The organism is Pseudoalteromonas sp. SCSIO 43088, from assembly GCF_023650795.1.
GTDB classification, from domain to species: domain Bacteria; phylum Pseudomonadota; class Gammaproteobacteria; order Enterobacterales; family Alteromonadaceae; genus Pseudoalteromonas; species Pseudoalteromonas shioyasakiensis.
Genome location: NZ_CP072676.1, coordinates 814,419 through 829,278, shown reverse-complemented (window position 1 = coordinate 829,278; position 14,860 = coordinate 814,419). Strand labels below are relative to the sequence as shown.

Annotated in this window: 15 protein-coding genes; 7 read left to right on the top strand and 8 right to left on the bottom strand. The window is 40.5% G+C overall.

Going from position 1 to position 14,860, the window contains the following annotated elements:
- Window positions 1-89: 89 nt before the first annotated feature.
- The 3 genes from J8Z28_RS21485 to J8Z28_RS21475 are packed head-to-tail and all read right to left on the bottom strand — an operon-like array spanning window position 90 to window position 4,773.
- Entirely contained in the window at window positions 90-3,200 is a 3,111-nt protein-coding gene (locus tag J8Z28_RS21485; RefSeq protein ID WP_250660610.1) for an efflux RND transporter permease subunit, read from the bottom strand.
- 9 nt (window positions 3,201-3,209) lie between these two features.
- On the bottom strand, window positions 3,210-4,337 hold the full coding sequence (locus J8Z28_RS21480; RefSeq protein WP_250660609.1) for an efflux RND transporter periplasmic adaptor subunit: 1,128 nt from the start codon (window positions 4,335-4,337) through the stop codon (window positions 3,210-3,212).
- A gap of 58 nt (window positions 4,338-4,395) precedes the next feature.
- Window positions 4,396-4,773 carry a hypothetical protein gene (locus J8Z28_RS21475; protein ID WP_250660608.1) on the bottom strand — a complete coding sequence of 126 codons (378 nt, stop codon included), beginning with the start codon at window positions 4,771-4,773 and terminating at the stop codon, window positions 4,396-4,398.
- Window positions 4,774-4,942: 169 nt separating this feature from the next.
- On the opposite strand from J8Z28_RS21475, the gene J8Z28_RS21470 reads away from it, so the two are divergent.
- From J8Z28_RS21470 to bfr (J8Z28_RS21445), 6 genes are all read left to right on the top strand, one after another.
- The gene (locus J8Z28_RS21470) at window positions 4,943-5,803 is read left to right on the top strand and encodes a cation diffusion facilitator family transporter (protein ID WP_250660607.1); all 861 of its coding nucleotides are present in this window, start codon (window positions 4,943-4,945) and stop codon (window positions 5,801-5,803) included.
- Window positions 5,804-5,867: 64 nt separating this feature from the next.
- Window positions 5,868-6,938: a PepSY-associated TM helix domain-containing protein gene (locus J8Z28_RS21465; protein ID WP_250660901.1), complete on the top strand. Its 1,071-nt coding sequence runs from the start codon at window positions 5,868-5,870 to the stop codon at window positions 6,936-6,938.
- Window positions 6,939-6,966: 28 nt separating this feature from the next.
- Window positions 6,967-7,302 carry a DUF3703 domain-containing protein gene (locus tag J8Z28_RS21460; RefSeq protein ID WP_250660606.1) on the top strand — a complete coding sequence of 112 codons (336 nt, stop codon included), beginning with the start codon at window positions 6,967-6,969 and terminating at the stop codon, window positions 7,300-7,302.
- 221 nt (window positions 7,303-7,523) lie between these two features.
- Window positions 7,524-9,659, top strand: coding sequence for a TonB-dependent receptor (locus J8Z28_RS21455; protein WP_250660605.1), 2,136 nt, complete (start codon window positions 7,524-7,526; stop codon window positions 9,657-9,659).
- Window positions 9,660-9,869: 210 nt separating this feature from the next.
- Window positions 9,870-10,343, top strand: coding sequence for a bacterioferritin (gene bfr, locus J8Z28_RS21450; protein ID WP_063530309.1), 474 nt, complete (start codon window positions 9,870-9,872; stop codon window positions 10,341-10,343).
- Window positions 10,344-10,354: 11 nt separating this feature from the next.
- On the top strand, window positions 10,355-10,819 hold the full coding sequence (bfr, locus tag J8Z28_RS21445) for a bacterioferritin (RefSeq protein WP_054552095.1): 465 nt from the start codon (window positions 10,355-10,357) through the stop codon (window positions 10,817-10,819).
- Window positions 10,820-10,876: 57 nt separating this feature from the next.
- Here bfr (J8Z28_RS21445) and J8Z28_RS21440 read toward each other — a convergent pair whose 3' ends face one another.
- Both J8Z28_RS21440 and J8Z28_RS21435 read right to left on the bottom strand, forming a co-directional pair.
- Window positions 10,877-11,350: a mechanosensitive ion channel family protein gene (locus J8Z28_RS21440; RefSeq protein WP_187491126.1), complete on the bottom strand. Its 474-nt coding sequence runs from the start codon at window positions 11,348-11,350 to the stop codon at window positions 10,877-10,879.
- Between the two features lie 58 nt (window positions 11,351-11,408).
- On the bottom strand, window positions 11,409-11,864 hold the full coding sequence (locus J8Z28_RS21435) for a hypothetical protein (RefSeq protein WP_250660604.1): 456 nt from the start codon (window positions 11,862-11,864) through the stop codon (window positions 11,409-11,411).
- 184 nt (window positions 11,865-12,048) lie between these two features.
- On the opposite strand from J8Z28_RS21435, the gene J8Z28_RS21430 reads away from it, so the two are divergent.
- A complete protein-coding gene (locus tag J8Z28_RS21430) occupies window positions 12,049-12,480 on the top strand; it encodes a DUF2541 family protein (protein WP_248525934.1) in 432 nt (143 codons plus the stop codon).
- Window positions 12,481-12,882: 402 nt separating this feature from the next.
- Here J8Z28_RS21430 and J8Z28_RS21425 read toward each other — a convergent pair whose 3' ends face one another.
- The 3 genes from J8Z28_RS21425 to J8Z28_RS21415 all read right to left on the bottom strand — a co-directional run bounded on the left by J8Z28_RS21425 (window position 12,883) and on the right by J8Z28_RS21415 (window position 14,844).
- On the bottom strand, window positions 12,883-13,440 hold the full coding sequence (locus J8Z28_RS21425; protein WP_250660603.1) for a YbhB/YbcL family Raf kinase inhibitor-like protein: 558 nt from the start codon (window positions 13,438-13,440) through the stop codon (window positions 12,883-12,885).
- Between the two features lie 75 nt (window positions 13,441-13,515).
- Window positions 13,516-14,328: a helix-turn-helix transcriptional regulator gene (locus J8Z28_RS21420; protein ID WP_250660602.1), complete on the bottom strand. Its 813-nt coding sequence runs from the start codon at window positions 14,326-14,328 to the stop codon at window positions 13,516-13,518.
- A 153-nt stretch (window positions 14,329-14,481) separates the two neighbouring features.
- A complete protein-coding gene (locus J8Z28_RS21415) occupies window positions 14,482-14,844 on the bottom strand; it encodes a hypothetical protein (RefSeq protein WP_250660601.1) in 363 nt (120 codons plus the stop codon).
- Between the last annotated feature and the right edge of the window lie 16 nt (window positions 14,845-14,860).

Sequence of the window (14,860 nt, the reverse complement as noted above, 5' to 3'; positions counted from 1 at the left end):
GTTTATAAGGGCTTTAGCATGGTGTAAACGCCCTTTACAGAAATACACGTCATTAAAAAGGGGCTACTAAAAGTTAGCCCCATTATGCTTTATTTACTCATCGACTTATAAAGTACCGGAAGTACAAATAAAGTTAAAAAGGTTGCACTGACCAAGCCGCCAACAATAACCGTAGCAAGTGGCTTTTGTATTTCGGCCCCTATTCCTGTGCTAAGGAGCATTGGAATTAGCCCAAGCATTGAAGTAAGCGCAGTCATGAGTACGGGTCTTAGCCTTGAAACAGCACCTTCAAATACTGCTTTATCTTTGCTATCTCCTGCACTAATCCTTTGATTAATACTTTCGACCATCACAACACCATTCAATACAGCAACACCAAACAGTGTGATAAACCCTACTGAACTGGGTACAGATAAGTATTGTCCTGACACATACAATGCAATCACCCCACCAATTACAGCCAAGGGAACATTGACAAGAATAAGCACCACTTGCGATAGGTTACTAAAAGAAAAATAAAGCAATAACGCAATCAGTAATAAGGCCACTGGCACTACTATCATTAGCCGCTTTTGTGCCCGTTGTTGGTTTTCGAACTGACCGCCAATCGCCACACTGTAACCACTAGGTAACTGCATTTTATCGGCAATGGTAGCGCGTATATCGGCAACTACAGATCCCATATCTCGCCCCTGCACATTCGCTTGAATAACCACCCGCCTTTGAACATCATCGCGACGAACTTGCGGAGCGCCAGACTCAATTTGTACATCAGCTACATCCCCCACCCTTACAATGGCACCCGTGGGGGTTTGCAGTCGAAGATCAGCAATCACATTTGGGTTTTGGCGAAAGCTTTTTGCTATACGCACATAAATATCATAGCGCTCATTGGCATTAATGATTTGCCCTGCGGATTGCCCGCCAATACCGTGCTGAACTACATCCATTAAATCAGCCACCGATAAGCCAAAACGCGACAATGCCAAACGGTTAGGTTTAACTATCAGCTGCGCTTCGCCGCCTATTTGCTCCATAGCGACATCTTTAGCGCCAGGTATTTGCTGAACTAGCTGCTCAATTTGTTGGCCTTTTTCAGTTAAAACGCCTAGGTCACTACCAAATAATTTTATGGCCAATTGCGCTTTAACACCTGATAAAAGCTCATCTACTCGGGTTGCTATAGGCTGTGAAAAGTTAAACAAAAGCCCTGGGAACTGCTCAAGCTTGGCTTCCATTAGTTGCTGTAATTCGACACGCGTTTTCGCGTTTAGCCATTGCTCATGAGGTTTTAAGCCTAAATAGATTTCAATGTTGTTAACTGGTTCTGGATCTCCCCCTACTTCAGCCCGACCGATTCGGCTCAGCGCATATTCCACCTCACTAAATTCAAGCAACATGGCTTCAAGCTTTGGTGCTACTAAGATTGCCGTATCGAGACTTGCAGATGGAGCTAGTGTCACACGTAGGTTAATAGTGCCTTCTTCAAGCTCTGGCACAAATTCAGTACCCAACCTTGGAAGGATAACAGCCGCTACAATCAACAATAACCCTGCTATAGCTAAAACGCTACGTTTAGCCTGCAATGCTTTTTGTAAAGCCCGTTGATAAAGGATATCGATCGGTTTTAACAGAATACTTTGCTTTACTGTCACGCCCTTGGCAAATAAGTACACGCACAGAGCTGGCACCACAACCAAGGCAACGATCACAGCGCTAATAATCGCAAGCATAATACTTACAGCCATTGGCTGAAATAACTTGGCCTCAACGCCTTCAAAGCTAAACAGCGGTAAAAATACCGTTAGTATGATCAAAGAGGCAAAAAAGATGGGCCGTGCGACTTCTTTTGCAGCAATAGCAACCAGCTGCGAAGAAGGCTTATGTTGGTTATGCTTAAGCCCTAAGTGCCTAAATACATTCTCAACCATCACAACAGAGCCATCTACCAGCATACCGATTGCAACAGCAATCCCACCTAACGACATTAAGTTTGCCGACAAGCCAAGCCATGCCATTACACTCAATGCTAAGCCAATCGAGATAGGGATTGACAGTAACACCAAAAATGTTGCTCTTAAATCCAACAAAAATAGCGCTAATACAATGATAATAAACACAAAAGCTAAAAGCAGTGCATCAATAACCGTTTGTACCGCTTGGCTAATAAGCTCTGCTTGGTCGTAAATGGCTTTAAATTCAACCCCCTTTGGCAGTGCTTGATTTATCATCTCGACACGCGCGTTAATGCCATCAATAGTTTGCTTGGTATTAGCGCCCATTCTTTTCAGCACGATACCAGTCACCACTTCACCACGATTGACTATTTCGCCTTGTTCATTGCGTTTAGATAAGGTGACAGCGCCTTGGCGAATTTCACTACCGAGCTCAACATTCGCAACATCAGCCACTTTAACGACCGTCCCATCAATGGTTTTGATAGGTGTTTGTGCTATCTCAGCAAGCCCTTTTTCGCCTGGGGTAAACCAACCTGTACCACGAATAACAAGCTGCTCTTGACCACGGTTCATATACCAGCCACCCACATTACTGTTGTTAGCATCTAGTGCGTTACTAACATCTTGCTGTGTTAAGTCATAAGCAAGTAACTTATTGGGGTTTATGTTCACTTGATACTGCTTAACCTCACCGCCAAATGACAGAATATCGGTCACACCATCAATGGGTAATATAAGTAATTTAACCACCCAATCATTTAAGCTACGCAGTGCCATGCTATCAATGTTGGCATCTGGCTTTGCTTCAAGTAAATACTGATAGACTTGTCCAAGTCCTGATGTATTAGGGCCCATGGTTGGCATACCCACACCATCTGGGATCAACTCTTTAGCAGACTGCAAACGTTCAAAAACCAGTTGCCTAGCAAAGTAAATATCGACGCCTTCTTTAAACACCACAGTGACGCCCGATAACCCCGTTTTAGAAATAGAACGCACCTGCTCTACATCGGGCAGCGCATACATAACCGCTTCTATCGGGTAGGTGATCAGCTGCTCAACTTCTTCAGCCGCAAGCCCTGGCGCTTCGGTATTCACCTCAACTTGCACATTCGTCACATCAGGAAAGGCATCTAAATTAAGTTTTGGGATCATAAATGCACTCACCGCAATCGCTGCAAGCAAGGCCAATAACACCAGTAAACGGTTCTTTATAACCGCCTCTATTAATAAATTAAACATGCATCACCTCTAGTGGTTATGCGGATCAAATCCGCCTTTAGCTAGCTGTGATGCAATAAAAAAAGCACCTTGGGTGACAACTTCAAGCCCGGCTTTAATACCTAACACTTCACGATAATCACCAAAACTTCTGCCAAGGGTTACTTCTTGGGCAGCAAAGCCACCATCGTCATCAACGACAAATAACTGCCAGTCACCATCTGCACTGCGTGTTAATGCATTTTCTGGTACGGCAAGTACCTCTTGCTCTGTCTCAAAATGAAAATACACATCCGCAAACATGCCTGGGTGCAAACTATGCTGGGTGTTTTTTACCTCGAGCCTAACAGTTCGTGAACGTGTTTGTTCATCAATGGTATGTGCTTCTTGAATAACCCTTGCTTGATAGCGATTGCCGTTAACTTCTAACAGCGCCGTAGAGCCATTACTGATAGTACGGTCTTGATTAGCTGAAAGCTGAGCAGCAACCCAAAGCGCAGATTCATCGGCTATTAGCATCAGCTCAATCCCCGAATCAACTCGCTGACCTTGGGCAAAGTTATCGGTTAAAACAGCCCCAGATGTTTGTGCAAACAAGGTGTATTCACCGAGTTTTTCTGGGCTTATGGTGAGTGTTTGTGCAATAGCTTGTTTTGATAAACCAAAGGCAACTAACCGGCTATAAGCCACTTCATATTCAGCTTTGGCAGTTAAGATTTGTTTTTCGCTGACTGTACCCGCGGTCATTTTAGTAACACGTTGCCACTCGGCTTCTGCTAATCTAAATTCAGTTTGCTGGCTGGCTACTTCGCCACTAAATAAAGTGACTAAAGAGTCTCCTTTATTTACATGCTGTCCTAATAAGGCATGGCGTTTTACAACGATAGAATCAACACGCGGTGACACCACATAACTGGCGTAGCCATTGGCTTTAATTTCGCCCGGTGCATACAAGGTTTGCTTGTGTTTTTTCAGTACAAGGCGCTCAACCTTGATATTAGCGAGTTGCTGTTGCTGCTCAGTTAAACTGACTTCATTAGCATGTTCAGCTTGCTCATTTTCTTGGTGGTTATGCGCTTGCTCTGTCGCATAAATATTTGTCACATACATAAAGCATACGCACAGTAATGCGTAACGCATAAAATTTCTTAAAAACATATATCGTCTCTTACTTAAAATGGGCTAAGCCCAAATAAAATCTAAAAAGGGTTTTTGATTAAGTAAGAGCTAAAATAGGTGGGCGATGAAGCGGTGCTAAGTCAGCCGATTTGAAGTTGAAATCAAGAGATTCAATTTTAGTAAAATCGGTATCAGTAGGTTCAGACAATTGCAGCGAATCGACAAACGCAGGGCTGTGACAAACATGACAATGGCCTTTTTCGGCTGAGTCAGACAACTGTTTGCTAAGCTCGGCATGCTCTGATTGATGTAACTGGTGATCGCCATTGGCTGCGCAATGGGCTTCAAGGTCAATTTCTTCTGATAGCAGTACTGAGGTGTGATTAAACGCAGCATTATGATCGGCCACATCAAAGCTATCCAGCAAGGGCTGGAGCAATAATACGCTAATCAAAATAATAAATGCAGCTTTCACATTGAGCCTAAAAATTAGAACTAAGATTGGTACAACGGCGATAAATTAACAAATCCACCGGCATTTGAACAGTAAATTATAATCTGTACACGAACAAATCATTACAAACATTTCAATACCACGGCACGCATGGTATAAAAATAAAGCAAATCAATAACTCGGTATTTTTATGGGACACGGACACCACCATCATCACGATACAAATAACCAAAGCACCCGCCAACTCATGCTGGCAGTTGCAATCAATGTGTTATTAACTGTCGCTCAGGTGATTGGCGGCCTTGTTTCTGGCAGTTTGTCGTTAATTGCTGATGCACTGCATAATTTAAGTGATGCCTCGTCGTTATTCATTGCCCTAATTGCCCGAAAAATTGGTGCCAAACCTGCCAACGATCGTTATCAATACGGCTACAAACGCGCTGAAATTTTAGCAACCTTATTTAACAGCTTAAGTTTAATTGTGATTGGTGGTTACCTAATTGTTGAAGCAATCTCCAACTATTTAAACCCAGAGCCTATTGATGGTTGGATCATCATTTGGGTTGCAGGGTTTGCACTGGTTGTTGACCTAGTCACCGCCCTTTTAACTTACAAAGCAGGTGCTAAAGACAGCATGAATATTCGTGCTGCGTTTATACATAATGTGTCTGATGCATTAGCTTCAGTGGTGGTGATCATAGCTGGTACCTTAATTATTCTTTATCAATGGTATATTGTTGATTTAATTGCCACTATGCTGATTTCTGTGTATGTCATTTACCATGGTGTTTTGTTGTTAATAGCGAGCAGTAAAATTTTGATGCAGGCAGCCCCTGATAATTTTGTTTTAACAGAAGCTATTAATGAGCTTAAAGCCCAATTTGCCATCACTAATATTGATTACCTCAAAACATGGCAAATAGATGATCACCACGTTCATTGCGAGCTCAAGTTTAGTGCCAAGCAAAACATCAATAACGATGAAATACGTCACTTTTTACATGATAACTTTGCAATTGAAAGCTGCACCATAGAACAAGTTTTAGTGTAAATGTTACGCGTTATCATTTACTATTCAATTTTGTTTTAACAGTAAACTGAAGGAACTAACCTTGTTGAAGTTGTGGTTACGTCGTACGCATTTATTGCTTGCATTAGTAAGTGGTTTATTTTTGATTTGTTTAAGTTTGACCGGTGCGTTGCTTATTTACGCAAAAGATATTCAATACCTTACTCAAAGCGATAAATGGACTGTAACCCCAGCGGCTTCAGCACTTGATTTTGATAGCCTCATAAAACATGTTTCAGCTTCAACTAAACAACCAGTTACCCTGTTAATGCCTGAGCAGCGAAGTGATCTTGCGTGGCAATTACAGTTAGCAAACAACCGCTATGTCAGTGTTAATCCATACAACGGTCAAGTGTTACATGAGTACGATTACTACACTACGATTTATGGCTTTACCATGGCTTTGCACCGCTGGCTGCTTTATGAAGATGGCGATAAAAACCGCCCGTTAAGAAACTGGGTATCGGTATGTGCGCTCATTCTTATTATTGAAATTCTGCTCGGCTTTTATATTTGGGTTAAGCCAAAAAATCGTATCAAACGCTTGGCTATTAAACGTAAAGCAAAATTTAGAGTGCTGATGTATCAGCTGCATACCGTTCTCGGTGTGTACTTTTTAATTCCACTCATTTTAATTGCTTACACAGGTATGGCGTTTAACTGGAAGCCACAAACCAAAGCCGTATTAGAATTTGTGATGCAAGGCACAGTTGAAGATAGACCTAAACCACCAGCCGTTATTCCCCCTTTAGCGGACACGCCTTTTCAAGTGCAAAAAGCGTTTGATAACGCACAAACTGTATTTCCTGAGGGTAAGTTATTTAGAATTTATTTACCGAAAAAAGCAACTGATAACATAGGTTTTAGAATAGAGAACCCTGGTGAAAGCCATGCCTATAGTTGGGTATGGGCAAACCCATATTCAGCAGATATAGTTGCAAGCTATGATGCCAGCCAAAGTTCTTGGACCACGCAAACTTGGAACTTTAAATATAAGTTTCATATTGGTGATTTTGCAGGCCCTATTGTGCAATTACTGTGGTTACTATTTGCTTTGTCACCGTTATTTTTCACGATTTCAGGTGTTTACTTTTGGTACAAACGGCACTACAAATAAACGACTTTTACTAAACATACCATTCGCCATGAATATTGAGCTCAAAAATGCCTTTAACACCGAAATGATATTGGCTAAAACGAGTTATAAGAAAGCAGATTACACAACCGCTTTTTATCACTTAGAGCGGGCTCATATTCTGGGTCAAAGCTATATCATTGCGCATACTTACTCTCATTGGTGGATGTGTAAAATTGGTTTTAAAACCCATAATGCTAAGGAAATAATTGGTCAGTTTGCTCGCATGGCAGCTTCAATTGTATTTTCGTGTATTTGGGTCCCGCTCGGTAACACCGGCGGCACTAATGTTAGCCCTTTCAAACCAATGCCTATTCCTGATGACTTGAAACGTTTTTTAAGCTAAAGCCGCTTTAATCTGCAGTTACTTGTTAGCTATTAAACACGACAATCCCCTATTTATCATGACTCTCCATTTAAGCCCTTTGGCTTAAGCATGCAAACACAAATGACTAAAACCTGCCAATTTATTATTGCAAATGATTATCATTAGCCTTGCCTTTACACTTCTTTACATTTAGACTGCCGCACAATCACATAATAAATACCGATTTAACAAGGATAAACATGTTAAAAACTTCACTGACTCTGGTCGCTATTGCAATTAGCAGCCAAGCATTTGCTGATGATGCCATCAATAAAAAACTTACCGCAGAAGAAATGGAACACGTTGTTGTATCAGGCAGCCGTGTATTTGAAAGCATTGATGAAGTACCCGCTTCTGTATCGATTATTAGCCAAAAGCAAATTGAAGAACATTTAAAAGTTAATCCAGAGCTACAAAGCTTACTTGCGCAAATGGTACCTGGCCTTGCACCAGATACAGGTAGTTCGAGTAATACAGGCCAGAGTTTACGTGGCCGTGCACCACTTGTGATGATTGATGGTGTGCCGCAATCTACACCGCTCAGAAACGGCTCTTTGGGAGTTAAAACACTCGACCCAAGTGCCATTGCGCGTATCGAAGTGATCAAAGGTGCTACCTCCGTTTATGGTAATGGCGCATCGGGCGGTATTATTAATTACATCACAAAGCAGGCAACAAGTGATGGTCAGCCAGAAGGTGAGATCAGCCTATCGTCACGTTTTAGTGCAGTAAAATTAGAGGAAAGCGCCGGTGCGCGAGTCTCTGCGGCAATTAATGGTCGTGCTGATAAACTCAGCTATTTATTTACCGCAAGTTACGAAGAAAACGGTGTTCAACGTGACGCCGAAGGCGATATTCTTGGCTTACAATATGGTTTATCTGATGCAGTAACCGAAAACTACTTCACCAAGCTTGGTTATGATTTTGACGATGAGAAGCAACTGCAATTTAGCTATAACTACTTTAGCTCTCAACAAAAAACCGATTTAGGTGACGTTGTTGGTAACCTAAACGATGGCGAAAAAACGTATGCTATTCATGTACCTAAAGAGCTACAAAAGCAAGGTAAACCACAAGGCCCAGATGGTAACGAAAACATTACCTTAAAATACACAGACTACGCCCTGTTTACTAATACCCAAATGACCCTCGACCTTTACATGCAAGATATCGAGAATGTGTTTTTCTTTTCTACAAACTTAGCTAACCCAGACGAAGGTTACGAAGGCGGCCAATCAATTATTCGCTCTGAAAAGAAAGGGGCACGCGCTACCTTTAATACCCTTGTTGATTTTGACAATGTTGAAGCTACCTTCATTTATGGCCTAGATGCACTGAATGATGTAACGTCTCAGCCACTTGTAGATGGCCGTGTTTGGGTACCAGAAATGGATATGGAAAGCCTTGCTGGCTTTTTACAAACAAAATGGGTAATCGATAATGATTTAGTCATTAAAGCGGGTGTGCGCCAAGAGAGCATTGATTTAACCGTTGATGATTACAACACCTTAAAGCTTTGCCGTTCAGAAACACAGTGCTCAGTGCCACTTAGCGTAAAAGGCGACACCATTGATTACGATGCAACCACCTATAATGTAGGTGTTAAATACAATTTACTTGAGGCTTTCAGTCCATTTGCCAATTATTCACAAGGGTCTGATATCTCAGATATTGGCCGCCTACTTCGTTCTGCAACGGTGAATGATATTGGTCTAATTCAAACAGAAGCATCAATCATTGATAACTATGAAATTGGTTTTACCTCACAGTTTGATGACTTACGTTTTGAATTTGCAGCTTACCGTAGTACATCAGAGTTTGGCACCACGAATAGCTTTAATGAAGTAACCGGTGTGTATGAGCCGGTACGTGCACCTCAAGAGATTTGGGGTTACGAAACATTAGTTGATTATAAAATTAACCCAACTCTAAAACTGGTTGCAACTTACAGCTATGTTGAAGGTAAAAATACCGAAGACGACATTTACTTAGGTTCGCGCCAAATAAGCCCACCAAAAGGCACTGCTAACTTAAACTGGCAGCCTAATGATGAGTTATCACTTACGGTGAGTTATTTATATGTGGGTTCACGCAAACGCTTTGAACCAAATGCAGACGGCGACTATGTTGGCGACCAAGGGCCAATTAGCAGTTACAACCTATTTAACCTAAGCGGTCGTTATAACTTTAGCGAGAACTGGCAAGCGTTTATGGGCGTAGAAAACCTATTTAACAATGATTACTACCCTGCCCGCGCTCAGTCATACACCTATGGTGGCTATAACATTAAAGGTTTAGGTACCACTGTTACACTTGGTGCAACCTATAGTTTCTAAATTAAATTTTGTTTAGAACAACAAGCCCTTCTTAGTAAGGGCTTTTTTCATTTAAGAATAGAAACGATAAATTGTTCATTTATCAACCATTAACGCAAACTTAAACGAGAATCACACTCAATAGTAAACAACTGATTTACAAAGGAAAAAGTTTGCAATCTTGTTTTTATATACTACAATTACCGCAACTTGGAATTCGAGGACAGCATTATGAAAGGTAACCAAAAAGTCATCGATAGTTTTAACAAACTACTCGCAAACGAATTAGCCGCTATAGATCAATACTTTATTCATTCTCGTATGTATGATGATTGGGGCCTAAATAAGCTGTATGAGCGTCTTAACCACGAGATGGAAGAAGAAAAAGATCACGCTGATTGGTTGATCAAACGTATTCTGTTTTTAGAAGGCGTACCAAACATGACTAAGCGTCGTGATCTATTAATTGGCTCAGACGTTAAAAGCATGATGCAAAACGATTTAACACTTGAACTAGAAGTGGTTGACTGTGTTAAAGAAGCAATTGCCATCTGTGAAGAAGAAAAAGACTATCAATCACGCGAAGTGCTTGAAAAGCTATTATTTGATACAGAAGAAGATCATGTTTACTGGTTAGAACAACAGCTTGGTCTAATCGACAAAATTGGTAGCCAAAACTACCATCAATCTCAAATGGGCGAATAGAGGCTAATTGTATGAAAGGTGATAAAAGCGTCATTGCTGCACTTAATAAAGTATTAGCGAATGAATTAGTAGGTATTAACCAATACTTTTTACACGCTCGTATGTTTAAAGATTTTGGCTTTTCTAAATTAGACAAAGCTGATTACAAAGTATCTATTCAAAAAATGAAAAACGCCGACCGTTTAATTGAGCGTATTTTGTTTTTAGAAGGTTTACCAAACCTACAAGATTTAGGTCGCCTACGTATTGGTGAAAACTCTGAAGAAATGATCGAAGCGAATATGAGCTTTGAACTTGATTCATTACCTGATCTTAAAGCGGCAATTAAACTTGCTGAAGAGAAAAAAGATTACATCAGCCGTGAAGCGCTAGATAACATCTTAAATGAGCAAGAAGAACAGATTGATTGGCTTGAAACACAGCAGCAGTTAATCAAAACCGCAGGGCTTGAGAATTACCTGCAATCTCAAATGTAATTTGCTAAAACTTAAAAAAGCAGCCTAGGCTGCTTTTTTTATGTCTGAAATTTGTGATTAATCGTCATCGCGATCAATGATTGACACTTTATTACTTAAAATTAAAGAGTTAGGAATTAAATGCACCGCTCCCTCGCCTTTAATTGTGATATAGCGCAAATTAAGGTCAATCACAGTGCCCTTTGAATTACTCACTTCAATGTAATTACCAAGCTTAATGGGTTTATAAAGCACAATCATGACACCTGCTACTAGGTTTGAAATAGCATCCTTCAACGCAAAACCTAGAGCAAAGCCTGTTAGGCCTAAGCCGGCAACTAACGCGGCTACGTCAAAACCCAGTTTCGATAACGCCAGCACAATACCAATAAATAATAAAATAGCGCGCTGCGAGTTAGAAATCAGCCGGAAAGTTTCAAGAGCGGTTGAATCAAAGCGACGTTGAAACTGTTTAATAGCGCGGTCAATAATAAGGCTTGCTATATAAAAAGCAGCAAGTACTAAAAATGCTTGAATAAATTGGCTAGTCATAAGATTTTCAAGTAAAAATAAAGCCCATCATAGGCTTAAAATTGCGCGAGGCATACAATTATTGCTTTTCAAACACACAAGAAACGTTAGGTTTACTCAGTGTATAAGTAATATTGCCATTATCTTTAAAACGCAGATCTTCAGTTGTTGAACCGTTGTCGTCTTCATTATCACAGCGAAAGTAGCGCTTAGTTCTAACAATACCATCTACAAAGTATTTTAACTTCGAACTGACAACGCAAAAGTTAGGTATCTTCTTTACCTGCGTGCCGTTATGTAAATCACTAAAATCGATTAACGTCCCTAAGCTAAAGCCTTGCGTTGGGTCTTTTATCAATGAAAAAGATGCGTTTTGACAAACCGCATCACTGCCCTCTTTTGTTTTGTAATCACCTTGTTTGTCTTTTATCAGTGCCAAAAACTGCGTTTTATTGCTCGGCTTTACATCCAGCAGAGCGCTGGCAATTGATGAGGTTGATAGTAAAAAAGCCACTAAACAAAAGTAATATCTCATTGAAAATCCATAAACTTATAGACACTTTACTAGCATAGCATGCTGATTAAGGTTGGTGAATTTATAACGTATTAGTTAATACGATTAATAAATGCTTTTGGTTCTATTTTATGAACTTTGCATAGGCAACCAATCTGTTTATATGCTATAAATTTTAATGATGATAATTTTTGGAGGGAATCAAATGAAAATAGTCAAACTCATCGCTTTAACCACATTTTTGGCCTTAACCAGTACTCAAAGCCTAGCGGGTGATGACGACTGGAAAACAATCGCAGAGAAAAAGGTCAGCTACAAAAGCGAAACCGATACCGTTAACCCAATCACCAGCAGCCACTACAGCCATATTAAAGTTAAGTGCACCCATGGCACTGTGAATTTAAAGAAAATTAAAGTCGTTATGAACAATGGTGAAGAAAAAGTGTTTGATAACCTAGGTGTTTTAACCAAAGGAATGTCATCGCGTAGCTTAAATTTGCCAGACAAAAACGACGCTAAACTCGATAAAATCAAACTTGAATATGAATCAGTAGGCAGCACAGCCCTCAGTATGGCAGGCGTAACCGAAAAAGCCGAAGTTGAAATTCTCGCGAAAAAATCTAAGAAAGAAGATTAAAATTGCGAGATGCAAGATGCGAGTTGCGAGTTGCGAGTTGCGAGTTGCGAGTTGCGAGTTGCGAGTTGCGAGTTGCGAGTTGCGAGTTGCGAGTCAGGATGTTAGAGCCTATATAGTTTCACAAGCAGCGGCGTCTTTCCGCCACGACTATTTAAAAACAAACTAGAGAAACACGTTTTACGCCTACTTTAGAAAACATTAGGCACTAGGATTTAGGCTCAAGGACTCGATGTAAAATCGCTGCTACTTGTTCGGTGTTAAAACGCTCCTACAAACTTGTAACTCGCTAGCTTTACCCTTGTATCTCGCAAACTTTACCCTTGTATCTCGCAAACTTTACTCTCGTACCTCGCAAACTTTACTCTCGTACCTCGCTAACTTTACCCTAGCAACTTGCTATACTTAACGCTTATAAAGCGCTTCAATTGTTGCTGAATCAAGTGAATAGGCATTAATCATATAGCCTGCTAACGCACCTGATGCGTTTTCTGGTAATTCAAGTTTTTGTGATAATGCATGTAGTGTAAATTGATATCTGTGAGCGCCATGTCCTTCTGGGGGGCAAGCGCCGCCAAAGCCTTTGAAACCATAATCATTTGTGATCTGCACACTGCCTTTTGGCATTGCATTCTTCTTTGTACTGCCTGCACCGCTTGCTAAACTTGATACCGACTTAGGGATGTTCACAACTTGCCAATGCCACCAGCCACTCCCTGTAGGCGCATCTGGATCATAAACGGTCAATGCGAATGCTTCAGTTCCTTTAGGTGCATTTTGCCAAGTAAGTTGTGGAGAAAGGTTATCGCCATTACAACCAAACCCTTTAAACTCTTGCGCACTCCCCATAAAGTCACCATGGGCAATGTCTTTGCTTGTTAGCGTAAATGTCTCAGCGAATGTGGTGCCAGATAAACATAGCAAAAATAACGGTGTAGCAATTTTCAATGTTGATGATTTCATAATATTCTCCGATTAATAAGAATAATCATAATACCTAGCAAAGACAGATCAAATTAGTACCAAAACTGTCAATTATTAGCCTGCTTCGCTCATTATTGTTTTACGAAGGGCTGTTGGAGTCGTATTAAACAAAAGTTTAAACTTATCGGTGAATCTAGATTGCGACGAAAAACCACATTGCTGGGCAATAGTGCCAATAGATTGTGAGCTACTTTGAATTAAGTGTAGTCCATGGCTTAAACGCGCGTTATCTTTAATTAACTGAAAACTAATGTCTTCTGCGGTTAGCTTTCTTCTGAGTGTCGATTCGCTCATCGCTAACGTCGTTGCAATACTGCTTGCATCCCAATCACGCGTTAAATCACCAGCGATGATAGTATGTACTTTATGAGTCAGTGTTGGTGGCTCAATAATTGAACCTAAGTCTTTGAAGCCCTGTGAAAATAGCACTTGCAGCAGCTCTTGTCTTCTTATTGGCCATAATTGTGGTGGTGTTACTGCAGCCCATTCAATGAATTGTTTTAAGGTCATTTTAAACAGTGAATCGACTTGCCCAGTAATAAACTTTTTCTTTGCGCCGGCTTGATATTTCAAGCACTCAAAGTCGGTGTAATCAAATTCAATCAATAACGCAATATAGCCAAAGTTTTGTGGAATATTGCGCATTGCAACCTGTGGTGTATTTGCCATAAAGACAAAATCACCTGCATTGCAGTTAACTTCTTCTGTATCTATTAGCGTTTTGCTCCCAGATAACACAACGACAAGTAATGGGTTTGCGATAGGCACATTAACAATATGTTGTTCATCATTAGCGCAGTAAATCGAAAAAGGTAAAGACTGATGCTGCTTTGCAGTGCTTAAACCTATCTCTATCAATTCATTCATAATTTACAGTGTTTTTATTGCTCTGAGCGGAACGGCATCATCCGTGAATTTTAGTTATTCGGCGTTGAAACGCCTCCGACCAACTTGTAACTCGCAAACTCTACCCTTGTATGTCGCTAACTTTACTCTCGTATCTCGCTAACTTTAACCCAATCAAACAAGCATATTGTTTAACATCATTCCTGGCATTAAAAATACCATTGCAAAAGAGAATGATCCGGTGAGTGAAATTGCAAGACAGCAAAATGCCGTTTGCATTAAAAAGATGTTGGGTTTACCAGAGGCACTTTTTTGAAATGACACATAGGCAAGTAACAGATTTTCTCTAATTTTTTGAAGGTAAGAACGCACGACTCTGATGATAGGCAAGCTGTACATTGCTAAAAACGCAAATACAACTTCTATTCCACCAAAATGAAATAACAGTGCAATCTCAGGTGAGAACCAACCAACAATAGCTATCAAACACCAAAATGCAGCTTTTTGATATTTATTTAGTTCGTGCCATTTGATCATCGTCTTCCTTGTATTT